Annotated in this window: 14 protein-coding genes; 4 read left to right on the top strand and 10 right to left on the bottom strand. The window is 45.6% G+C overall.

Annotated elements, in window-relative coordinates:
- Positions 1-78 precede the first annotated feature (78 nt).
- The 3 genes from JGK16_RS07410 to psaA form a co-directional block, all read right to left on the bottom strand.
- Complete coding sequence (locus tag JGK16_RS07410; protein ID WP_293176791.1) at positions 79-585, bottom strand: hypothetical protein; 507 nt, start codon at positions 583-585, stop codon at positions 79-81.
- Between the two features lie 128 nt (positions 586-713).
- Entirely contained in the window at positions 714-2,942 is a 2,229-nt protein-coding gene (psaB, locus tag JGK16_RS07405) for a photosystem I core protein PsaB (protein ID WP_293176793.1), read from the bottom strand.
- A gap of 108 nt (positions 2,943-3,050) precedes the next feature.
- Positions 3,051-5,345: a photosystem I core protein PsaA gene (gene psaA, locus JGK16_RS07400; protein ID WP_293176795.1), complete on the bottom strand. Its 2,295-nt coding sequence runs from the start codon at positions 5,343-5,345 to the stop codon at positions 3,051-3,053.
- Between the two features lie 638 nt (positions 5,346-5,983).
- On the opposite strand from psaA, the gene JGK16_RS07395 reads away from it, so the two are divergent.
- From JGK16_RS07395 to JGK16_RS07385, 3 genes are all read left to right on the top strand, one after another.
- Positions 5,984-7,681: a hypothetical protein gene (locus tag JGK16_RS07395; RefSeq protein ID WP_293190076.1), complete on the top strand. Its 1,698-nt coding sequence runs from the start codon at positions 5,984-5,986 to the stop codon at positions 7,679-7,681.
- A 101-nt stretch (positions 7,682-7,782) separates the two neighbouring features.
- The gene (gene arsM / locus JGK16_RS07390; protein ID WP_293176799.1) at positions 7,783-8,751 is read left to right on the top strand and encodes an arsenosugar biosynthesis arsenite methyltransferase ArsM; all 969 of its coding nucleotides are present in this window, start codon (positions 7,783-7,785) and stop codon (positions 8,749-8,751) included.
- 290 nt (positions 8,752-9,041) lie between these two features.
- Positions 9,042-10,199, top strand: a complete 1,158-nt coding sequence (locus JGK16_RS07385) for a DNA cytosine methyltransferase (protein ID WP_293176801.1) — start codon at positions 9,042-9,044, stop codon at positions 10,197-10,199.
- On the opposite strand, the gene JGK16_RS07380 is transcribed toward JGK16_RS07385, so the two are convergent.
- Positions 10,162-10,911 (bottom strand): hypothetical protein, encoded by a 750-nt coding sequence (locus tag JGK16_RS07380; protein ID WP_293176803.1) that lies wholly within the window; start codon positions 10,909-10,911, stop codon positions 10,162-10,164. The two genes, JGK16_RS07385 and JGK16_RS07380, sit on opposite strands and share 38 nt — an antisense overlap.
- A complete protein-coding gene (locus JGK16_RS07375; RefSeq protein ID WP_293176859.1) occupies positions 10,889-11,140 on the bottom strand; it encodes a helix-turn-helix transcriptional regulator in 252 nt (83 codons plus the stop codon). Before JGK16_RS07375 ends, JGK16_RS07380 begins: the two co-directional genes overlap by 23 nt.
- Before the next feature lie 212 nt (positions 11,141-11,352).
- Between JGK16_RS07375 and JGK16_RS07370 the strand changes: the two genes are divergently transcribed.
- On the top strand, positions 11,353-12,993 hold the full coding sequence (locus JGK16_RS07370) for a thioredoxin-like domain-containing protein (RefSeq protein ID WP_293190074.1): 1,641 nt from the start codon (positions 11,353-11,355) through the stop codon (positions 12,991-12,993).
- Between the two features lie 176 nt (positions 12,994-13,169).
- On the opposite strand, the gene JGK16_RS07365 is transcribed toward JGK16_RS07370, so the two are convergent.
- The 5 genes from JGK16_RS07365 to JGK16_RS07345 form a co-directional block, all read right to left on the bottom strand.
- Entirely contained in the window at positions 13,170-13,871 is a 702-nt protein-coding gene (locus JGK16_RS07365; RefSeq protein WP_293202919.1) for a polysaccharide deacetylase family protein, read from the bottom strand.
- A gap of 413 nt (positions 13,872-14,284) precedes the next feature.
- Positions 14,285-20,029, bottom strand: a complete 5,745-nt coding sequence (locus JGK16_RS07360; RefSeq protein ID WP_293190070.1) for an AAA family ATPase — start codon at positions 20,027-20,029, stop codon at positions 14,285-14,287.
- Positions 20,030-20,271: 242 nt separating this feature from the next.
- Positions 20,272-20,562: a hypothetical protein gene (locus JGK16_RS07355; RefSeq protein ID WP_293176811.1), complete on the bottom strand. Its 291-nt coding sequence runs from the start codon at positions 20,560-20,562 to the stop codon at positions 20,272-20,274.
- Between the two features lie 170 nt (positions 20,563-20,732).
- Positions 20,733-22,157 (bottom strand): tetratricopeptide repeat protein, encoded by a 1,425-nt coding sequence (locus tag JGK16_RS07350; protein WP_293202916.1) that lies wholly within the window; start codon positions 22,155-22,157, stop codon positions 20,733-20,735.
- A 155-nt stretch (positions 22,158-22,312) separates the two neighbouring features.
- Positions 22,313-23,212: a tetratricopeptide repeat protein gene (locus JGK16_RS07345; protein ID WP_293176815.1), complete on the bottom strand. Its 900-nt coding sequence runs from the start codon at positions 23,210-23,212 to the stop codon at positions 22,313-22,315.
- Between the last annotated feature and the right edge of the window lie 368 nt (positions 23,213-23,580).

Genomic DNA, 23,580 nt, shown 5'->3' with positions numbered 1-23,580 from the left:
CATATAACGAACTGATACCTAAAACTATGGTCACAAATGTTAAACAAGCCCAGCTAGAGACTAAAATTTGGTTCTGACTCATTTAACATCCCTACTATCTTCTGTCCTATCGGACGATCGAGAATTTCTCCCGTACCACAATCCAAGGGCAGCACCAGCTACAGCACCGGGTACAGCACCAGGTATTCCAACCACCATATTTCCGATTAAAGCACCGCCTGATGCCCCAACAATCATCTGATTTCCAATGGTCTGAATAAGTTTTTGTCTGTTCTCCGTTTTATCATCTGAAATAGTCCCTAATTCTTGACAAATCGCTTTCATTTCGGCTGCAAATTCTGCATCTTCATACATTGCCACTTGTAAATACACAGCAACTTGCTGCAAATCAGATTTTGAACCATGTTCAGCAGCAAATATAGCACTTCCTGCTTTTGGGTTTTCTTTTAACTTATCGGTAATCCTTTGACGCAACCGACTTATTGTAAGGTTTTGGCTTTCGGTGAGTTCACCCACAGCAACTTTAGGATCAGAGGGGAAAGCCCATAAGACGAGGTTAATGACGATTAAATTCAATGATTCCATAAAAATTTTATAACTTTTAACACAATTTTGTCTGCTTCTATTGTACAAAATTCCACAATAAAATTCAAAAAATCCCCCGCCCGAAGGCAGGGGATTTAATTTAATTACCTAGAAACCAGAGTTCAGAGTTATCCGAATTTCCCGGCCGTCGAGGCAATTACAAAGGCTGCGTAAGTGAAGACGTTGCCCACAGTAAAGTGAACTAAGCCAACCAAACGACCTTGGACGATCGACAAAGCAACAGGCTTGTCTTTCCAGCGAACCAAGTTGGCCAAAGGAGTGCGCTCGTGAGCCCAAACCAAGGTTTCGATCAACTCTTGCCAGTAACCTCTCCAAGAGATCAGGAACATGAAACCAGTTGCCCAAACTAGGTGTCCGAATAAGAATATCCAGGCCCAGACTGACAGGTTGTTAGTACCATACGGGTTGTAACCGTTGATCAACTGAGAAGAATACAGCCAGAGGTAATCGCGGAACCAGCCCATCAGGTAGGTAGAAGACTCATTGAACTGAGCGACGTTACCTTGCCAGATGCCTAGGTGCTTCCAGTGCCAGTAGAACGTTACCCAAGCTAGGGTGTTCAACATCCAGAAGACAGACAAGTACATCGCGTCCCAAGCAGAGACATCGCAGGTACCGCCACGGCCGGGGCCGTCGCAAGGGAAAGCATAACCGAAGTCTTTTTTGTCCGGCATCAGCTTAGAACCGCGTGCATCCAGAGCGCCCTTGACCAAAATCAAGGTGGTGGTGTGCAAGCCAAGTGCGATCGCATGGTGAACCAAGAAATCGCCAGGTCCGATCGCCAAGAACAGAGAATTTGTACTACTGTTGATTCCTTCCAACCAGCCTGGGAGCCATACGTTGCCGTAGTTTGGCCAAGCAGTCGCCGCAATGCTGTCTGGGTTAGAAAGTAGCACGTCCATGCCGTACAGAGCCTTCCCGTGAGCAGCTTGGATGAACTGTGCGAACACTGGTTCAATCAAGATTTGCTTTTCAGGAGTTCCGAAAGCGACTACAACGTCGTTGTGAACATACAAGCCGAGAGTGTGGAAGCCCAAGAACAGCGACACCCAGCTCAAGTGAGAGATAATCGCTTCTTTGTGCTGCAACACGCGATCGAGCACGTTGCCTTTATTAGCTTCAGGATCGTAGTCCCGCACCAAGAAGATAGCTCCGTGGGCGAAAGCACCGACCATGATGAAACCAGCAATGTACTGGTGGTGCGTGTACAACGCAGCCATTGTCGTATGATCCTGCGCTATGAAAGCGTAAGGAGGCATCGCGTACATATGCTGAGCGACCAAGGAGGTGATTACACCTAAAGCAGCGAGGTGAAATGCCAGTTGGAAGTGCAGCGAGTTGTTGTAGGTTTCGTAAAGGCCTTGGTGAGGCAGGTTGAACTGACCTTCACTCTTACCGCCTACCAAACCAGCTTTTGAATCCAACATCTCTTTGATGCTGTGACCGATACCGAAGTTAGTCCGGTACATATGACCGGCAACGATAAACAGAACTGCGATCGCCAAATGGTGATGAGCAATGTCTGTGAGCCACAGGGATTCTGTTTGAGGGTGGAAGCCGCCCAAGAAAGTCAGAATTGCAGTTCCAGCGCCTTCGGCAGTACCGAATACGTGGCTTGCTGCATCTGGGTTCTCGGCGTATACGCCCCAATTACCAGTGAAGAACGGAGCCAAACCAGCCGGGTGAGGAGGGGTAGACAAGAAGTTTTCCCAACCTACGTGCTGTCCGCGAGATTCGGGGATAGCAACGTGAACCATGTGACCAGTCCAGGCCAAAGAGCTGACACCGAACAAACCAGCCAAGTGGTGGTTGAGGCGAGATTCAGCATTCTTGAACCAAGACAAGCTCGGGCGGTACTTCGGCTGGAGGTGCAACCAACCTGCGAACAGCATGACAGAAGCCAACAGTAGCAAGAAGATAGCTCCTTGATACAAGTCGCCATTTGTCCGAACCCCTTGGGTGTACCACCAGTGGTAAACACCAGAGTAGGAGATGTCCACTGGGTTAGAAGCGCCCGCTTGAGTGAAAGCTTCTACTGCTGGAGCACCGAATTGAGGGTCCCAAATCGCGTGAGCGATCGGGCGGACGTTTAGAGGGTCTTTAATCCACTGTTCAAAGTTACCTTGCCATGCTACGTGGAACAGGCTGCCCGAAGTCCACAAGAAAATGATTGCTAGGTGGCCGAAGTGAGAAGCAAAAATCTTTTGGTAAAGATTTTCTTCGGTCATGCCATCGTGGCTTTCAAAGTCGTGCGCTGTGGCAATCCCGTACCAGATCCGCCGTGTGGTCGGGTCTTGGGCAAGGTCTTGGCTAAATTTTGGAAATTTCGTTGCCATAAGCCTTGATTAATCCTGAATCCTGAACGTTGAAGAGGTTCGGTTCCGAGGTTTGGATTCTGGGTTTGAGATTGCTCCCAAATCCTGAATCCAAAACCTAAAGGTAGTTTACCCTACCGAGATGATTCGCGCTAGGAAAAATGCCCACGTAGTGACAATTCCTCCTAGGAGGTAGTGAGCTACGCCCACAGCCCGACCTTGAGTAATGCTCAGAGCGCGAGGCTGAATGGAAGGAGCTACCTTGAGCTTGTTGTGAGCCCAAACAATGGACTCAATCAGTTCTTGCCAGTAGCCGCGGCCGCTGAACAGGAACATCAAGCTGAAGGCGAACACGAAGTGTCCAGCTAGGAACATCAGACCGTAGGCCGACAGTGCCGAACCGTAGGACTGAATTACTTGAGAAGCTTGCGCCCACAAGAAGTCCCGCAGCCAGCCGTTAATCGTGATCGCACTTTGTGCGAAGTTGCCGCCGGTGATGTGAGAAATTGTGCCGTCTGGCGATACTGTTCCCCACACGTCCGACTGCATTTTCCAGCTAAAGTGGAAAATCACGATCGAGATGCAGTTGTACATCCAGAACAAGCCGAGGAACACGTGATCCCAACCAGAAACTTGGCAGGTACCGCCACGGCCTGGGCCGTCGCAAGGGAACCGGAAGCCTAAGCTGCCTTTGTCAGGAACCAAGCGAGAACTGCGTGCGAACAACACGCCTTTCAAAAGAATCAGAACTGTAACGTGAATGGTGAAAGCGTGGATGTGGTGGATCATGAAATCCGCCGTACCCAACTCGATCGGCATCATCGCTATTTTGCCACCGACTGCTACTGCACCGCCGCCAAAAGCGTGGCTGACGATTTCCATAGCATTAGGCGCTGTGTTACCTGGTGCCAAAGCGTGGATATTTTGTACCCATTGGGCAAATATCGGACGCAATTGGATACCGGTATCTGAGAACAAATCTTGAGGACGACCGAAAGCTCGCATTGTATCGTTGTGAACGTACAAACCGAAGCTGTGGAAGCCTAAGAATATGCAAACCCAGTTAAGGTGAGAGATGATTGCATCTCTATGGCGGAGTACGCGGTCGAGCAAGTTATTAACGTGCTGAGCCGGATTGTAATCCCGCACCATGAAAATTGCTGCGTGAGCTGCTGCTCCAACAATCAGGAATCCGCCAATCCACATGTGGTGGGTGAACAGGGATAGCTGAGTTGGGTAGTCAGTCGCGATGTACGGATACGGAGGCATCGCGTACATATGGTGAGCCACGAGGATGCTGATAGAGCCCATCCAGGCCAAGTTCCACGACAGTTGGGCGTGCCAAGACTGCGTGAAGATTTCGTACATCCCCTTGTGGCCTTCGCCAGTGAAGGGGCCTTTGTGAGCTTCCAAAACTTCTTTGAAGCTGTGGCCAATGCCCCAGTTAGTACGGTAGAAGTGTCCGGCGATGATGAACAACACTGCCAACGCTAAGTGATGGTGTGCTGTATCGCTCAGCCACAAACCGCCTGTGGTGGGGTTCAGACCACCTTTGAAAGTCAGGAAGTCGCTGTAGGCGCCCCAGTTGAGGGTGAAGAAGGGCGTTAAACCTTGAGCAAAGCTGGGGTAGATGTCAGCCATCAAGGCTGAGTTGAAAAGCCACTCGTGTGGCAGTGGGATATCGGCAACTGTTTTAATCAGTTTGCCACCTACTGTCAACGGTGAGCCTGCATCGATCGCGTCCATGCAAGCGTTGATCGGCAGAGCAACGTGAATTTGTTGTCCTGCAAAGCCCAAGCATCCGCAGCCTAGCAAACCTGCCAAGTGGTGGTTCATCATCGATTCTACGTTCTGAAACCATTCCAGTTTCGGAGCGCGGACGTGATAGTGGAACCAACCGGCAAATAGCATCAGGGCTGCCATTACCAAGGCGCCGATCGCAGTGCAATATAGCTGGTATGAGTTAGTGATGCCGTTGGCGCGCCACAGTTGGAACAAACCAGAGGTGATCTGAATCCCGTGAAAGCCGCCGCCTACATCTGCATTTAAAATTTCTTGACCAAAAATCGGCCAAACCACTTGAGCGCTGGGCTTGATGGCTGTAGGATCTGTCAGCCAAGCTTCGTAGTTGGAGAATTTAGCGCCGTGGAAATATGCGCCGCTCAACCATACGAAAATTACTGCCAAGTGGCCGAAGTGAGCGCTAAAGATTTTGCGCGAAACGTCTTCTAAATCACTTGTATGACTGTCGAAGTCGTGAGCGTTAGCGTGGAGGTTCCAAATCCAAGTGGTGGTTTTTGGCCCCTTAGCTAGAGTGCGATCGAAATGACCTGGTTTTGACCACTTCTCGAAGGAAGTTGGAACCGGATCTTTATCGACTACTACTCTAACTTTTACCTCTCGCTCTGGAGGACTAATGGTCATGAAGACTCTCCTCTCGATAAGACAAGGAACGAGAACTGAATACTGTATCTGACACTCCCCACGCTTAATTAGGCGGGGGATTCTCGGTTCCCCGAAACAGCTTGCACTTCGCTCTTTCCAGAGTTACACGCAGGTCGATCGTCTCCCCAAGCATTTTGCTTCTTTGTAAAGAAGCCAGTTCCCCAGTGTCGCTAACAATGTCCCTGGGTACTGCCAACTCTTCTCGCCAGAGCTGCCGATCGCCTCCTTGATTCAGGTTTGATGCGGCTGCTCCTTTTGAGGGAGTTTTATGAATTATAAGCCTGCTAGAGAAGTATTAATCGCTTGTTAACAATACTTAAAAAAGCCTCAATTCTTGATGCAATTACCCCCTTTAATTTCCACAGTCCCTCAAAAAAGTCAAGGGGTATTGCCATTAAGTTTACAAAACTCAAAGATAAAGCAATTGAGGAATACTCATTTATAGAGAGATGTTTAAGAAAATGGCTGGGGCAGTTATTAGTGGGATCGGATTGGTTGCCGGCACAGCCTGAATCCGCGACACAGGGGGCCCTGAATTGCCGATCGGCAATTCGGCAATACTAAATTCAGTTTTGGGCTATAGTTCCCTATGAGAAGGCTTCTAGGAGTATAGTTGCGTGATTGGCATCAATTGGCAGAGAACGGTTGCAGGCAGGCTGCTGGCATTGTTTGCAGCAGCAGTATTGATTTTGGGTGTAGCAAGTTGTGGCGCGGGCCATCCCTCCATGCCCAAATCAGGAAACAAGAGCGGCTCAGCTACCGCCGAGGTAAACAGAATCTCAGAGGTTTCTCCCCCAGAAGCCATTCAACAACTGCGTCAGGCTCTAGAAATTTACCAGCCTCAAATAAGTATTTTGAATCCAAAACCTGACGAAGTGCTTCAGGATATAAATGTGTCTGTTAAGTTCCAAGTCAAGGACTTCCCCATTTTCAAAGAAGCAAACTTGGGTTTGGGGCCCCACCTGCAAGTTTTATTAGACAACCAACCTTATGCAGCAGTTTACGACATCAACCAAACTTTAACGCTCTCCAACTTAGAACCCGGAACCCATACCCTGCGGGTGTTCGCAGCTCGACCTTGGGAAGAAAGCTTTAAAAACGAAGGTGCTTTGGCCCAAACCACCTTTCACATTTTTACCAAAACAGAGGACAACAAGCCCGATCGCACATTGCCCCTACTAACGTACAACAGCCCGCAAGGCAGCTACGGGGCAGAACCAATCCTGCTCGATTTTTACTTGACAAATGCGCCTTTGCACCAAGTGGCTCAAGCAAATTCCCAAGATGACATACTCGATTGGAAAATTCGAGCCACAGTGAACGGGGAAAGTTTCGCGATCGACCAGTTGCAACCTATATATCTTAAAGGATTCAAACCCGGGAAAAACTGGGTGCAGCTAGAATTAATCGACGAACAGGGAAATACCGTCAAAAACGCCTTTAATAATACAGTCAGACTGATAGATTACCAACCCCAGGGGCAAGATACTTTTTCTAAATTAGTGCGGGGCGAGATCACAGTAGCAGAAACTCGCGGTATAGTCGATCGCAGCTACCAAGTACCAACCCCAACCCCGACACCCGAACCGACACCCGAACCGACACCCGAACCAACACCCGAACCGACACCGACACCTGCATTAGAAAAAACACCAGTAGCCGAACCCTCACCAGCGGTTCCAGAAACCCCAGCTACCGAACCCAGCTTAGAGCCAAAAGTTGCTCCCGTTCAAACAATAGAACCGACACCAACAGCAACCCCCCAACTCGAAGCACCAAAACTTGTAGAACCAGTTCAAGTCATAGAACCGACACCGACACCGACAGCAACCCCACAGCTAGAAACCCCCAAAGTTGTGGAACCAGTTCAAGTCATAGAACCCAAACCCATAGCAACTCCACAGTTAGAAACCCCCAAAGTTGTTGTACCCGTTAAAATAATAGAGCCGAAACCAACACCATCTCCCCAAACACAGAAACAGGAATACAAAGGATACTACAATCGGTTTCGCAACTTTTTGAATCAAGTTACCGAACCTGCCAATCCTTCAGTACCCCCAACCCTGCCAGAAATAACAGACAAAGCTCCTGTACCTAAAGTAGTCGCTCCTGCGATACCAGAAGCATCTCCCAATCTGGTAGCACCAGCGCCCTCGGTTGCCGCTCCCAAAAGCACCGAATTAGCAGTTCCCGAAACAACAGTTTCAGAACCAGAAAACACACCAAAATCAGAACAAAAAGCAGTCCCCGAAACAACAGTTTCAGAACCAAAAAACACACCAAAATCAGAACAAAAAGTCGAATTTGAAACCTAAAAAATATTTCTGAATTCATCTGCGTACCCTTCGGGAAGGCTTCGCCTACATCAGCCTAAATTCGCCTACATCTGCGGTCAAAAAACACAGGAAAATTGAAAATGACCTATCTCGAAACAGCAGCCAAATTTTATAGCGACGTTGCCGAAACTCCCCAAATTGGACTGTGCTGCGTCCAAAGCAGTCCCTTGCAACTCCCAGGATTAAAAATTCCCGAACAAATGCAAGAAATGAACTACGGCTGCGGCACCACCGTTCACGCCGCCGAACTTGTCGGAAATCCAGTCGTGCTTTATGTCGGCGTCGGCGGCGGATTGGAAGCACTGCAATTTGCTTATTTTTCTAGGCACAATGGATCGGTTATTGCCGTCGATCCGGTTGCAGCAATGCGAGACGCGGCTGCACGCAACTTGCAAATTGCTGCCCACGAAAATGATTGGTTTGACGAGAGTTTTGTGGAAATTATAGAAGGCGATGCTTTTGCGTTGCCGGTACCGGATGCTTCTGTAGATGTTGTCGCACAAAATTGCTTGTTTAATATCTTTGAACCTGCGGATTTAGCTAAGGCATTAAAAGAGACTTATCGGGTGTTGAAGCCAGGGGGCAGGTTGTTGATGAGCGATCCGATCGCAACTCGCGCAATTCCGCAGCATTTGAAAGACGATCAGCGCTTGCGGGCCTTGTGTTTGTCGGGTGCTCTGACATACGCAGAATACGTTCAACACCTTGTAGACGTGGGCTTTGGGCAAGTCGAAGTCCGGGCGCGCCGTCCTTACCGGCTGCTGGACAAACACAATTACAAATTGGATGCGGATCTGTTGTTAGAAAGCCTCGATACAGTGTCCTTTAAAGTGGACATTCCCCCGGATGGCGCTTGCATTTTCACGGGCAAGACGGCGATTTATGCGGGGTCTGAAGAGCTGTTTGATGACGGGGCTGGTCACATTTTGCAGCGGGGAGTTCCGGCGGCGGTGTGCGATAAAACGGCTGGGAAGTTGGGGGGATTGATGCCGGATAAGGTGTTGATTACTGATTCGACTTGGCATTATAACGGCGGCGGTTGCTGTTAAATTTATTTCGGAATGGGGAGGTAGCGTTCACCGCAGAGATATAGCGGTTATCAAAAAAGTGAGGTATGCCCACGGAGGCCACGGAGGCCACGGAACCCACGGAGGCCTATCCCCATGAGTACCTCATCTTTTTGAGAAAGGCTATAGCTGCCTCTTTCAAATCTTTATGGTGTATGGGTTATTTGGGAAAATAATTGCAGGGAAAAGCAAGCATAAAATTTAGGAGAAGCAAGAGACGCCAATTGCTGAAGTTGGTTGACAAGCAAGTCCTAATACTATAGTATTCGAGTATGACATATAAGACTATTGACTTATTTTCTGGTGCGGGTGGCTTGACTACAGGATTTCACCTAGCTGGTTTTGAATCTTTATGTGCGATCGAGGTGGATGCTAAAGCCCTAGCGACCTATAAGCACAATTACCCAAACACCAAAATTGTTCATCAGGATATACGCGAGGTCAATCCTTTGGATTTGCGATTATGTTTGGGTTTGCAGAGGGAGGAACTAACAGTGTTGATAGGTGGCCCCCCATGCCAAGGATTTTCAAGAAATATTCCTGCTGACTATCGATATCTTAGCGACTCTCGCAATCAGTTATATCGGACATTTTTAGAATTCGTACAAGAATTTAGACCCATTTACGTTGTTATGGAGAACGTACCTGAAATCTTGAAAGCTTACGGTGGTGTAGTTAAGAATGAAATTATACAACAACTTGAATTGCAAGGTTATAAAGTAACTTATGGATCGCTAAACTCCGCGCATTATGGAGTACCGCAGACCAGATCAAGGGCTTTTTTCGTGGCTAGTTTAGATAAACCACTTCAATTTCCTGAACCTACACACGCTGGCGAGATTAGAAGCGATTACAGAGCTACGAAATCTTGTTACCAACTGAGTCTCCTAAAATCAAACATTTCTTCAGTCGTCACAGTTAGAGATGCGATTGGAGATTTGCCGTCATTGAATGCAGGAGAGGAATATAATGCTGAAGTTTATCCTTTGCCACCCCAAACTGCGTACCAAGCAATGATACGTAATGGAAGTACGAAACTTTTCAATCACGTTGCTCGTGCTTTGAGTCCCATTCAAATGTCAAGAGCGCGTCTTCTTAGTGAAGGGCAAGATGCTAGAGACTTGCCACCTGAATTAGCCCCTAAAAAGCACTATAGCGGTGCATATGGAAGGCTTTACTGGGATAAACCAGCAAGAACTATCACAAGGTGGGTTTTCCATCCAGGATCTGGCAGGTTTTTTCATCCAACCCAAAATCGGACAATTACAATCCGTGAAGCTGCAAGATTGCATTCTTACCCAGATAACTTTCACTTTTTGGGAACGTACACTGATATGGCTTCTCAAATCGGAGAATCAGTACCCCCACTTCTAGGCAAAGTAATAGCTGCATCTATTCTCGAAGTTCACCGTCAAAAGACTGTGTACTGAGTTGATCTTGCAAAGCTGAGAGCACAGTCTGCACATATCGATCAAGTGTAAGACGAGTTCGCTCAACCCTGATGTGAACGGCTTCTGAAGAAATGGTTCTAGCTCTGAAAAGTTGCTTTTGATTCTTGTACCAAACCAACTCTGGCTTACCTCCAATACTGCCTTGTAGCCCTGCTCCTGATTTTCCAGTAACTCTATCAACTGTCCAAGCCCAAGAAAAAGCATTTGGGTCAAGTGGATTAAGAGGGAATTCACAGTAAATATATTCATATCCTCTAATGGTTTTCAGCAATATGCCTTCATAGCTATTGATAATGCTCTGTGCTGCTTGACTCGATCTAATTTTCTCGTTCCAATGCTGAACAATAGCTGCTCCTAGTTCAGCAGGTGAGGATTGTTCAGTCAAACCAGGAAAACCAAGTTGGGTAGCCTTTTTGATAACATCTGCTCTCTGAATGACAAACCAAAATGTATTGACAACCGTAAGACTATTCAGTTGAAGAGACTTGAGTGACCAACCAGTTGCAGTCGTGGTGTCAACAGCATCATAGAGGAGTTTGCTACGTCCTAATGCTGGATCTGATAAAGGAATATCCTTGACATAATGAAAAATTGCTTCCCAAGTATAATCCTCTATCGAGCCGATAACTGGAGATGCAATGGTAGTAATAATGGCTTGCCTCAATCTTTCAATTTCGTTTTCTGTCAGCACTCAAGAGTTCCTCTACGGCTCGTAAAAATTCACCCATTGTTATGTCCAGAGCATTTGTAATGTGACTAAGAACCCTCACAGATGGACTTTTCAGCCCTCGCTCAAGCTGGCTGATATAGGTTCTGTGCAGACCTGTGACTTCTGCCAGATATTCCTGTGACCAACGTTTCTCTATGCGACGACGTTGTATTTCTAGTCCTAAAGTTTGGTCTAGTTGGCTAGGTTGCATAGAGAAAGATAGTAAGGTTTTGAATACCAAAGTTCTACAGACTAAAGTATTCAATGCTGCAATATGAACACTGAACTCTCCCCCCTCCTATGCCACAGCCATCTTGCCTATGCCGAAAAGCCCAGATTTAACCAGCTTTTCCCCATCCTCCCAAACTTCTCGCTAAATTAAAGAAGTGTAAAACTTACTCAGCCCGCACCAAGGAGATATCCATGCCTCGCGTCAGAGCACCAGAATTCCCCGTAAAGTACCCCTGGTTGAACACCGAAAAACCTTTATCCATTGCATCCTTAAAAGGGCGCGTCGTCATCCTCGACTTCTGGACTTACTGCTGCATCAACTGCTTGCACGTCCTTCCAGACTTAAAATATCTGGAACAAAAATATAAAGATTCCCTGACTGTCATCGGGGTTCACTCGGCTAAATTTGAAAACGAAAAAGAAGTTGAAAATATCCGCCAAGCTATCCTCCGCTACGATATCGAACATCCCGTAATCGTAGACAGCGGCATGAAAGTTTGGCAAAGCTACGCTGTTCGCGCTTGGCCGACTTTAATGGTGATCGATCCAGAAAGTTATGTCGTCGGCTTTGTTTCTGGCGAAGGCAATAGAGAAGCACTAGATCAGTTAGTTGGTAAGTTAATTGCTGAATACAAAGATAAAAATGCGATCGCCTTTCAAGAACTTCGCTTCAGTTTAGAAAAACAGCGCAAACCTGTATCAACTCCCCTGGCTTTTCCTGGTAAAGTGCTGGCATTTGCGATCGCGCCAACGGAGGCAAAACAGCTTCACCAACATGAGGCGCTGTTGGGCGAAATGACTGAGGACAGTCAATCTGTAGATGAAACTGTACTGCCCGGGCCTGCTAATTCAGTTATCCAAAACTTGGTCGGTTCTTGCTTGTTTATTGCCGATTCGGGACACAATCGAATTGTTGTCAGCAGTACCGAGGGTGAGATACTGCACGTCATTGGTACTGGGAAACCGGGTTTGACTGATGGCAACTTTGAAGAAGCTGAGTTTTTTGCACCTCAAGGTATGGCTTTTGATGCAGAAACTCAAATTCTCTATGTTGCTGATACGGAAAATCACGCTATCAGAACGATCGACTTTACGACTCAAAGGGTGCAAACTGTTGCTGGTACTGGCGAACAAAGTCACGAAATTGCTCCCCGCAGCGGCAAGGCTTTAGAGACGCCATTGAATTCGCCTTGGGATTTAGAAAGAGTTGGCGATCGACTTTTTATCGCCATGGCGGGTTCGCACCAAATTTGGGAGATGCAGTTAGATACTGGTACGATCGCCACTTACGCAGGTATTGGTCGAGAATCCTGTGTTGACGGTAGTCTGGCGGAATCTGCTTTTTCTCAGCCCAGCGGCCTGTCTACGGATCGATCGGAGTTGTTTGTCGCTGACAGCGAAATTAGTTCGATCCGCGCCGTCGGTATCGATGAAGACCCGAAGGTACGCACTGTCTGCGGTAGCGGTGAATTGTTTGGTTTTGGGGATAAAGATGGTCGCGGTGAGGAGGTGAGGTTGCAGCACTGTTTGGGTGTTGAATACGCTCAAAATTACCTCTGGGTTGCTGATACTTACAATCACAAAATTAAGCGAATCGACCACCGGGGCGGTACTTGCATGACGATGATTGGAGATGGTAAAGCTGGTTTGGTAGATGCTAAAGGTCTCAAAGCTCGATTTTTTGAACCTTCAGGCTTGAGCGCTATCGGGTCTCATTTGTTTGTTGCTGATACGAACAATCACGTGATTCGGCGAATTGAGTTGGATACTTTGGAGGTCACAACTTTGGATTTTCACAGTTTGTGTGCGCCGGATGTTTGTCTCCCTGATTGATCCGAAATGTTGATAATAGACCTCTTGCAAAAAAAATCACGGAGTTACAATTAAAGGTTTTGAGTTTTAGACCTGAGAGCTAACTCATAATTGTAAAGTGCTGATCTAACCTGCAATCTGCTCCACTTAAGCCAAACCCTTCATTATAGCATAAAATTATTTTGCAAGAGGTCTAATTATTTCAACAACTCAGAAACAGTTTTAAATTGATAACCTTTTGACTGCAAAGACTTGACAATTATCTCAGTTGCTAATACGGTTTTCGAGCGATCGCCTCCGCCGTCGTGCATCACCACAATCGAACCCGATCGCACATTGTTAATCACCTGATTTGCGATATCCTCTACCGTGTGAGTTTTCTCATAATCTTGAGAATCCACATCCCACATAATCAGTTTTTTGTGCATTTGGGCAAGTAAATAAGATAAAACTACAAATCTCCGTCCCCAAGGTGGCCGAAAACTAATACTATTTTGCTTAACGCCCAATTCCTGCAAAAGTTTGTCCGTTTTTTCAATCTCAGACAGCAAATATTCCCGGGGTTTAAACATCATATCCTTATGAGAGTAGGAATGGTTTGCCAACTCATCGCCCCTCGCCACAATCATTTTGACGATTTCGGGATGTTTCTCTATATTGCGGCCGATTTCATAAAAAGTTGCTTTAACTCGATAGCGGTCTAAGATATCTAAAAGTTGATTTGTATAGGGAGGATAGGGGCCGTCGTCGTAGGTAAGCGCCACCACTTTCTCTTGAGTATCGGCGCGGTTGACACCGAAATAATTGTGGAATTTAGTAACGTTAATCAGTAGCGATGCTGCAAAAAATAACGCTATTGTCAAAAGCAGAAACTTTTGTAAATTTTTACCTATTCGCATAACTGCACGCACTCGATTGGGAAGAAAAGTGAATGGATCGGGACTTACGCATCAAAACCTTCATAAACCGGGTTTTTGCCGTTGTTGCCGGCTGTAACGCCTCTTCGGGTGAAAAAACAGGTTTCCGAGCGGCCGTGCGTAAGTCATATTGATGTCAGATTATAGCACGATCGAGGGCAGATTATTCTTAACATTATATAAAAAAGTATTATCTTCGCAGTGAGGATTGTCTGCTGATATTTTATAATTGTTCAAACAGAGATTGCAGGTAGATTTGAGATTTTTTGCTTAATTCTCCTGAATTTTCTGCCCTAGATCTACCGGGTGCAGCGACCTGTGCAAGGCAAATACGTGTGTAGGGGCGAAGCATGACCGCAGAAAATATGGGATTATAACTAATAACTTATATGCGGTCATGCTTCGCCCTCTTCAAAAACCAGATGCACCCGATCTATCCCTTCTACCCAACGTTCGTCAAATACCAATTCATAAATACGGTTATTCACTTGGAGATAACCCTCTCGCTTGACTACTAAACCCGACATCAGCAATTCCGTTTCTACTGGACTATCAACAGCCACAACCTGTCTTTGATGTAAAATTTTTCGGTAAAGTTTTAGCAGTTCAACAGCACGCTGTTTATCTTGCAATAGACGATCGCGAATTGTCTTCAAATGCTCTGGTTGATCTTGCGATTCCCAATTTTCTATGATGTGCGATCGCACCAACTCCTCCACATAAGTTGCTTCATTGTTAGTGGGAATAGGAGAGTCAGAAGTGCAAATCAGTTTGCAGACTTTTTGGGTGAGAAAAGGCTGTCCGGCTGTCCAGGCGATTACTTCTGTAAGTAGCGTTTGCGGATTTGTCACTCGTTTCGTTAATCCTTGCAGTAAGGGTTGAGCTTCATGCGCTTGAAAACCTTTGAGTTGAATTGCTTGACCCACATTAAAGGGAGTAGATTTTCTATCTTGAATTAATTGAGAAGGAGTAGCCACGCCTAACAAGACAAAATTCAGACGCTGATAGTCAGAACTATCAGCACGTTTGTTATAGAAAGTTCGGATGAGGCTAAAAAATACACTGTTGTCAAACTGAAGATCGAGGACGCTATCTATCTCATCTATGAAAATAATAATTCTTTCAGAAATATTGGCTAACAATACTTCATTGATAAATTCTGACAAACGTTGGACGGGCGATAATAATTCGCGTTCGCGCCACCAAGTACGGATATTGACTTTATTTAACAGATGCAAACCACTAACTAAAAGGTAGGCAAAGCCTGCGTACCACTGATCTAAAGTGCTCTGAGGACTGCTAATTACAGAAATATCGATCGCGGTACAAGCAAAGCCTTCTGCTTGCAGCTTTTTCATAATTTGTACTCGCAAGCTGGATTTGCCCATTTGTCGGACATTCAGGATGTAACAAAGCTGGCCCAACTTTAAAGCTTTGTATAGGTGTCTGTCGGCCGATCGCACTACATATGTAGGTGCATCCATTGGCAAACTGCCGCCAACTTGGTAATCGAAATTAGGCGGTTCTTCCGCACTCCTCAGCAGCGCATTTTCTATTACTAATTCGGCTTGAGTTGCTTTGAGAATTTCTAGGGTGTGCGACAATTCTTGGGTGCGTTCTTCTACTTTTTTCTCCAAAGTTTGGTTGTAATCTTCTAATTGTTCGTAAAGATTTGCATTTTCAATGGAGATGGCGGCTTGAGAAGCAATGATTTTTAAAGTTTCGACTCGTTGGGGGGTAAATGCGCCGATCGCCAGATTATTTTCTAAGTATAAAATGGCAGTTAGTTTGCCTCGATCGAGCAGGGGAATGCAGAGGATTGATTTGGGTTTAGTGGCGGTTATGTAAGTATCGCGGGTAAATTGTCCTTCGGCGGCAGCATTATTTAATACTACATTTTCGCGGCTGCGAGCGACGTAGTTAACTATGGCGGTTGATAGCAGGGGAATTCCGGTTGCGGGTTCGACGGCATCTACCGGAATGGATTGCAGAATTGTGCGATCGCCCTCTACTGCTGCTGCTGCTTCTATAACCCAATTCCCGCCTCGATCCAGGATGAGAAAACCTGTTTGGGCACCTGCATTTGCGATCGCAGTTTGCATCACCTGGTTTAACAATTGTTTGAGGACGATTTCGCCGGAGATAGCTTGGGATGCTTTCAATATGGCGGCAAAATCCAGCACTTCGCCCGATTTGTTACCTGTTGTAACCCGATCTTGCTGATTGTCTCGGGCATCTGTTCGAGTTGAATCGATCGACTGGAGTGCTAAAAACTGCGGGTATCGCGCTTCCAAATCTTTTACCTTAGCCATAGCCCCCCAGCGCTGATAGGCGTAGTGGGCATCTTGCAAGTAGTGACGGGCAATATGATTTTGATTTCTGGCTAAATAAAACCTGCCAGCCAATTCGTAGGCGAGGGCTTCTTCGTTGAGATATTCGTTTTCGCGGGCTAGGATGATGGCTTTGTCGTAATATTCTCTGGCATCTTTATCGTTGCCTAATACGCGCGCGAGTTCCGCTTCGACTAGATAAAATTTGTGCAGGTAATTCATGGGGGCCTGCTTTGCCCATGTGTCCATTTTTTCTTGTTTGGCAGCAACCTTTGTCAGGATTTCTTCTCTTTCCGTCTCTGAGGAATTAGGATAAAGCGCCAGTCGCGCTAACATATCATACAAACAGACAGCAGGGAGAATAAACGAGGAACCTGCATTAGCTGAGTATTCTTCAAAGCTGTCTGCATTCTCAACAGCTTGCTGAAATTCCTCGAAAATATAACAGAGGATAACTTTATGTGAATAAGCGTGCATGAGTGCAGTTCGATCGCCACCTGATAGATGAAATGGTATCATCTTTTCTTCATCGTATACTTCACCAATCAAACGGCACGGATTGTCTGCTTGTCCCATCAAGTTCAGGATTGCCTGCATATAGATTTGAGTCCAATGAAGGTACGCTTCCTGCTGAGTTTGATAAGTAACTTCAAGAACTTTCGCCATCTCTTTCTTGGCATCGCTCAACTCTGCACCGCTGAGGTACAAAGAATAGGCATAGAGACTTCTAGCACTAGCAGCATATTCAAGATCTCCAGTTTCTATCCCACTGTGATAAGCTTCCATGCAAAAAGAAGATGTATCTCTGAGAGGTTCACGCCAATGCCTGATATAGCCCTGATACACCACAGAAATTCTTGCTTTAAATATTCTATCTTTGAATCGTTCTAGTAACTGCAAAGCAAGTTGACCGAACTGATAGCCAGCGTCAAACTCTCCCGAGCAGCAGAGGAGCATTCCGTAACCTACATATGGAAAAGCAGAGCCAGCAGAATTACCGTGCTGAATCGATAAATTCACCTGCCGACACCAATTTAGCAAGCTCAGTTGATTGATTGCTATGAACGCAGGACCAAATAAATAGTTCATAATCCGCATAGCTGCTACTTTATACGGAGCGGTCATTTGCGGTAAGTCGATTAGTTCCTGGATTTGCCTGCCTGCTAAGTCAGATTTTATCTGCTCCATCTCTCGTGTCAGATCGGATTGGTTCGGTTGTTTCGGTAATTCTACTCCAAGTAATTTCAGAACCTCTAGCCCAATGTCGATCGCCTCTAAAAATTTAATTTGGGCGCAATAAGCTTGCATCTTGACTTCATAGACTTTTACTTTGTCTAACAGGGTTTTGGCTTTTTGCAAAACTACCTCAGCTAAGCGCTCCATTTCATCGTAGTTGGCAATTGTATAAGCTACTTCTGCTGTTTCCAAATACAAATCTAAGGTAAGGTTGTACTGCTGCGACCAACTCTTTTTATTTAACAAAATTAAGCCTGTCTGAAGGTAATTGAAAGCTGCTTGGCTGGCCGTTGAAGATTTGGCTTTTTTACCTGCCTGTAAATTAAATCTAGCTAACTGGTATCGCTCTGTTTGTCGAGCTATTAGGGCGCGGCCTTTGTTCAACTGATTGACAATCTCAAATAGCTTCTGTGCCAATGCTTCAGATGGTGAATTTTGGAGTAACAACCTGCCCGCACGCAGGTGTACTGACTGTCTGTCTGCTTCGGAAATGAGAGAGTAAACTGCTTGTTGAATGCGATCGTGGGCAAATTTGTATTCTGCAACTAACCCCTCGGACAAACCTGCTACCTCAAATTCCGCCAACTGATAGGCACGGCTGAGGGGCAGGATGAGGTCTGATTGCAGTGCCGATCGTAAATCTGTTGCTGTTGCTTGGAGAGATTTTTCATAGATAATTGCCAGCGTTTGCAAATCAAACTGATTCCCCACGCAAGCTGCTAATTTTAATACTGCTTGAGTGGCTGTCGGGAGTTTTTGGACATTTTTTACAGTCAGATCTAAAACGTTATCTGTCAGGGATTGCGCTTTGATTTGTTTTAAGTCCCACTGCCATTTCTGAGCTTGGTAGTTAAAATGCAACCATGCTTCAGAATGCAGGAATTTTAAGAATTCATTGATAAAAAACGGATTGCCACCAGTTTTTTGCAGGAGCAATTTGGCAAGCGGTTTAGCATTTTTTGAGTCTGCAAACAGCGTATCGATTAAAAGTTGCGTAATATCGGTCAAGGATAAAGGTGCCAGCAATATTTTATTAACTGTTGTTACTTTGGCTTTGGCAATTTTTTCCAAAATTTGAGTGAGTGGATGCGCCTCAGTTACTTCATTATCGCGATATGCGCCCATGAGAAATAGATATTTATTTTCTGCTAGTGTCATCAGCAGTTGAATTAATTCCAGCGATGCTAGATCTGCCCACTGCAAGTCATCTAAGAAAATTACTAGCGGATGTTCGGGCTGAGTGAATATATTAATAAATTTTTGAAAAACCAGATTAAAGCGCTTCCTCTGTTCTGCTGGTGGCAATTCTGGTAGGGGTGGTTGCGAACCAATAATGAGTTCTACTTCAGGAATAACTTCCACGATTGCCCCGCCAATTTCCCCTAATGACCCTTGTAACTTCTCCCGCCACTGGCTAATTTGCGCGTCACTTTCTGTGAGTAACTGCCGTACTAATGAACGAAATGCTTGAATTAAGGATGCGTAGGGAGTATCTCGTTGAAACTGGTCAAACTTACCAGCAATAAAATAGCCGTGTTGGCGAGTCAGCGGCTTATAGATTTCCTGGATTAATACTGTTTTTCCAATCCCGGAATATCCCGAAACCAGCATCATTTCCCTGGCTCCTTCGCTGACTCGATCGAAGGCGGCTAATAGGGCAGAAATTTCCCGCTCTCGCCCGTACAGTTTTTGCGAAATTTGAAATCGATCCGAAATATTGTGCCGCTCGATCGGGAAAGGGTCGATTTGCTCTTTAGTCTGCCACTGCCTGAGACATTCTTGTAAATCTGCCTCGATATTATATGCTGACAAGTAGCGTTCCTCAGCATTTTTTGCCATTAATTTCAACACGATGGTCGAAATAATTGGTGGAACTTCTGGTTGGAGTTCGTGTGGTGGGAGAGGTTGTTTGGCAATATGACAGTGCACTAATTCCAAAACATCATTTGTAGGGAAGGGTAACTGTCCCGTTAGTAATTCATAAAAGGTTATCCCCAGCGAGTAAAAATCAGTGCGGTAATCGATCGATCGATTCATGCGACCTGTTTGTTCTGGCGAGATATAAGCCAGCGTTCCTTCTAACACGTTCGGGTTGCGAAAGGTTGGATTTTCTCGCGACAGGGTTGTTGAAATTCCAAAATCAATTAGCTTCAGCTTGCCTGTTTCCCGCTCGAAAATAATATTTGAAGGGTTAATATCCTTGTGAACGATATGCTGCTGGTGAACCTGACCGAGAATGCCAACAATCTCAATTGCCAGGTGGAGAAATTCAGCAATTGTAAATTGCTGCTTAGCTATCGTCCTATTCAGGGATTCGCCGCCGAAATCTTCTAACGCAATTACCCACTGATTGTCTAGGTGTTGCAAGCTGTAAACATCGATTACTCCCGGTAAGTTAATGTTTTGGGTTACTTCATACTCTCGCTTGAACCCGGCAATTTGTTCCGGTGAAGGATAGGCTTGTTTGAGCATTTTGAGGATAACAGGCCGATTGTCTGCTTGCCGGTATCCCCGATAGACTAGCGAGTTACTGCTCTCGTGCAGTTTTTCAGTAATTTGGTAAACATTCTGCATAAGTTAGGTGTTTGTATGTTTTTATGATAAAAAAACCGCAACAAGTGCGGTTTGAGTTTGTGAAATATCAATCCACTTTTCCAATTGTAGAAAATTACAGCACTTTTCATGTAAGTGATGCACGCAGAGAACGCAGGTAGGGACACGGCACTGCCGTGTCCTTGCGAGGATTGTTCGATAGACGGGCCTACATCATCAACCTGCAATCTGCTGTATGAGCGATTTGACCTCAAGATCGCATTTTAGTTCAAGTCCGAGTTAGAGTCGGGTTCGGGGTCTTGCGATGGAGAAGGAGGAAAGGGATCTGGATCTGGCAAGGGATCTGGTCCGGGATCGAAAGCAGTAATGGCAAGCGGAACTCGTTCCCCTGCAAAGAGTGCGGTGATTTTAGCGTTTTCACCGCTCATTATTGCGGTTTTTTCTGCTTCAGGTAAACCCACCCCGTCCGTGAAGGAACTGGGGTTATCCATGAAAGCACTTTGTTTCTTGGTGTCAAGCGCTAAATCAGTTAATAAATCCAATAGGTTACTCATGGGATGTTCTCCTAATCTTAGATAGTGAAAAACGAAACTTAAATTGTAGGTTGGGTTGAGGAACGAAACCCAACATTTTTCGTGAATTTGTTGGTTTTGCTACGCTTAACCCAACATACAAACTAGATCCCCCTAAATCCCCCTGATTGTTGGGGGACTTTGAGTTACTTCTAGTCCCCCCATTTGGGCAGGGCGGTTTCCTTAAGGTTGAATCCTATGCCATCGTTCAACTCTTTAACTATGCTTTTTCTGTCTGCATCTGAGAACACTGGAGTTTGGTAAAGCCTTTCTATAAAGACGTAAGGAGCGATAGTCAATGCCAGCTCTCGATAAGGCCTTGCCGTACCGATATTACTGTCTTTTCCGAGAATGTGGCTTAATTCACTAAGTAAGAACAGAACGTAGGTACACATCTGGATCTGTGCAACGTTTTTCCACAGCCATAATTGCGAATTTTCTCTCACACCTGATTTCTGGTTGTTTATCACATCTTCCAAAATCAGCTTTTTTAATTTATGTCCCTCCTCGGCTTGGTTATATATCGATTGCAACTTCTCGATTGTAACTGACGGTTCCGGAACGTTCATTTGATTCCGCAACACCTTTTTACAGATTTGCCAAAAATCCTCCTCTAGATCTTCAAAAAATCGATCCAATTTTCTTTGAAGTTTTTCAATCTCATCTGGTGTTAATGCCTGCCCATCCTGTTTTTCCTGCTTTTGTTTTGTGTCAACTATGGTGAGAATTAGCTTAGCTATTAAATCACCAGGACGCAGAATCAAAGCTTGTTGGAGAAAAGCAATCGCCCTCAGGTAACATTTTTGTTTCTCATGTGGGTCTTCTGTTTGCTTGGTCAAATAAAAAAACAGAAATGCGTGTTCGTAAAGATTTACCCTGCTGCTTTCTAAGAAGGGAACGGGAAAAGAAGAGTTTTGCAGAATCTCAAAATTCGGAGCTACTACAGTCTCAACTTCCAAATCGCAGAATGAATCTTTGTATTCTTGAGCCAACCTGTAAACGGTCGATCGCATCCCCCACGCCCAAGCATATGTAGGCATAAGTTCGAGCGCTCTGTTAAGGTATTGTAGGGCCGTGTCTTTGTTTTGTTGTATGACATCCAGTCCTGACAATTTTCCTTGACTTAATGCCGGAGTTACCAACTCATTAAGTAATTGAATGATACCGCTCGTTATATTCAGCCGATAAGTTGCTCCCAAGTGAGCTAATGCCCACTCGTAGGTGCTATCTGCTGGTTCTTTACCATCAAGCGCTTTTTGAAAATGTTCGATCGCCGAGTCAATGTATTTCTTTCGCCTGTTCTCTGCAAGTGCCCAGAGACGATAGGTTTCACCTAGCTGTGCGTGAGCCCAGAAATAATTCTTGCTCTTGCCGATCGCCTTCTTTAAGCACTCTTCTGCTTTCCCATAATCCATCAACTGGCAGTAAGTTGCTCCTAGATGAGCATTAACCCAAGCATCGTTTGGAGCTTTTTCTAGGAGTTGTTTAAAAATCTCGATCGCCTCGTCATAAGCCCCTGACAACCGAAAAGTTTCTCCTCTTTGAGCATTCGCCCGAGCTCGTTCGTTCATCTGCATAAAATCCTCCTGAAATGTTACTTACTGAACTAAATAAGGGGTTATTCGTGGGAGAGGGCGGGTTTATTTAACCTGTTCGCTACGTTTAAATTCCTTGGCGAACCAGCCCTTACAGGTTATCGACTTTGCTGCAAAATTTCGGTTTTTGCAAACACTTAACTTGCGAGCAATGCCAGAGTTTTCGGGTGATCCCGCCACTCCAACCAAGCCGGATCGTGGCCGACTAACTCAATGGCTTCATCATTAATCGGAATAGCTTCCTGCAAATACTGCCATGCTGGTTCGCAGTTACCTTCCAAAATTTCTAAGCCACAGAGTCGGTACAGAATATCTCCCCGATCGCCAGTTTCCCATTGAGCAAGCAAAGCCGTTCGCGTTCGATCGATTTCGCTTTTTGCCGCCTCCAATCCCTGCCAGCGCGCCTTAGATATTGCGATACAGTACAAAGCTGTAGTATCGTCAGCAACCTCTAGCAACCTTTGTTCGCAACAGGCGATCGCCTCAGAATATTGGCCGTCATAGCAAAAGATTAATCCTTTCTCAATCAGCCAATTTTTCCCACCAAAAATGGTTTTGTCAAAGGCGACTGTTCGATCGAAATCAATCAGCGATTGCTTGTAGCACTTCATCAATTCATAGATGCGGCAGCGATAAGCCAGCGCCCAAACGTAATCCGATTGATGCTCGATCGCCCGATCCAGATCGGTCAGTGCCTTTGTGTAGTATGCTTCTCCCAGAAAGCGGTAAGTTACGCCTCGATGCGCGATCGCCCAATTATAATCTGGGTTCAGTTCGATGGCGCGGTTGAAATCTGCTAGAGCCTCCTCATAGCGTTTCATCAGATAATAAGTTTCACCTCGGTGCGCGATCGCCCAAGCACTGTCAGCCTGCAACTCGATCGATCGATTAAAATCCTCTAGCGCTGCTGCAAAATGTCCTGCCAGTCGGCGATTTTCACCGCGGTGAGCCCAAGCCTTAGCATCCTCAGGGTTTTGTTCGAGCGATGGGTTGATGTCATCTAAAGTTTCGCGATCGTTAGAGCGTGTGGGAGCCATATTTCTCTCCATTACATAAGTTTTTTGACATGGTTTTTTGTCTATATTTTCATAACAATAAGTTATGAAAATAACTTATCACATTTTTTTGATTCTCGCGCACAGTTAATAAAAATAAATTTTTTCCTGCCCGAGCGAGAGAGCGCACAAAAATGTATTCTTTGTTAGTTTATTGTTAGTTTATTGGCAAATTAAGCACTACCAACTTCATAAAATGTTGCTACAAATATGAGCGATCGAATAAACCTTCATCGATCAAACACATCTACTAACTGTAGCAATATTTTCTGATAGCTGAGAACTATCAACTATCAGGGCAGGCACGGGGGCCCCCCCTCCGCTTCGCTTCGCCCCTACCAAATGTCAAC

The sequence above is a fragment of the Microcoleus sp. PH2017_09_SFU_O_A genome (genome assembly GCF_020738625.1).
Taxonomy (GTDB): domain Bacteria; phylum Cyanobacteriota; class Cyanobacteriia; order Cyanobacteriales; family Microcoleaceae; genus Microcoleus.
The sequence above is the reverse complement of the archived record's forward strand: the minus strand, read 5'-3'. Positions and strand labels throughout refer to the sequence as shown.

What these genes read in the sequence shown, in the direction of transcription:
- JGK16_RS07355 (WP_293176811.1), bottom strand. Translation starts at nt 20,562, where the DNA reads ATGAGTAACCTATTGGATTTATTAACTGATTTAGCGCTTGACACCAAG.
- JGK16_RS07370 (WP_293190074.1), top strand. Translation starts at nt 11,353, where the DNA reads ATGCCTCGCGTCAGAGCACCAGAATTCCCCGTAAAGTACCCCTGGTTG.
- JGK16_RS07375 (WP_293176859.1), bottom strand. Translation starts at nt 11,140, where the DNA reads ATGCAACCTAGCCAACTAGACCAAACTTTAGGACTAGAAATACAACGT.
- JGK16_RS07350 (WP_293202916.1), bottom strand. Translation starts at nt 22,157, where the DNA reads ATGCAGATGAACGAACGAGCTCGGGCGAATGCTCAAAGAGGAGAAACT.
- JGK16_RS07410 (WP_293176791.1), bottom strand. Translation starts at nt 585, where the DNA reads ATGGAATCATTGAATTTAATCGTCATTAACCTCGTCTTATGGGCTTTC.
- JGK16_RS07385 (WP_293176801.1), top strand. Translation starts at nt 9,042, where the DNA reads ATGACATATAAGACTATTGACTTATTTTCTGGTGCGGGTGGCTTGACT.
- psaA (WP_293176795.1), bottom strand. Translation starts at nt 5,345, where the DNA reads ATGACCATTAGTCCTCCAGAGCGAGAGGTAAAAGTTAGAGTAGTAGTC.
- JGK16_RS07345 (WP_293176815.1), bottom strand. Translation starts at nt 23,212, where the DNA reads ATGGCTCCCACACGCTCTAACGATCGCGAAACTTTAGATGACATCAAC.
- JGK16_RS07360 (WP_293190070.1), bottom strand. Translation starts at nt 20,029, where the DNA reads ATGCAGAATGTTTACCAAATTACTGAAAAACTGCACGAGAGCAGTAAC.
- psaB (WP_293176793.1), bottom strand. Translation starts at nt 2,942, where the DNA reads ATGGCAACGAAATTTCCAAAATTTAGCCAAGACCTTGCCCAAGACCCG.
- JGK16_RS07365 (WP_293202919.1), bottom strand. Translation starts at nt 13,871, where the DNA reads ATGCGAATAGGTAAAAATTTACAAAAGTTTCTGCTTTTGACAATAGCG.
- arsM (WP_293176799.1), top strand. Translation starts at nt 7,783, where the DNA reads ATGACCTATCTCGAAACAGCAGCCAAATTTTATAGCGACGTTGCCGAA.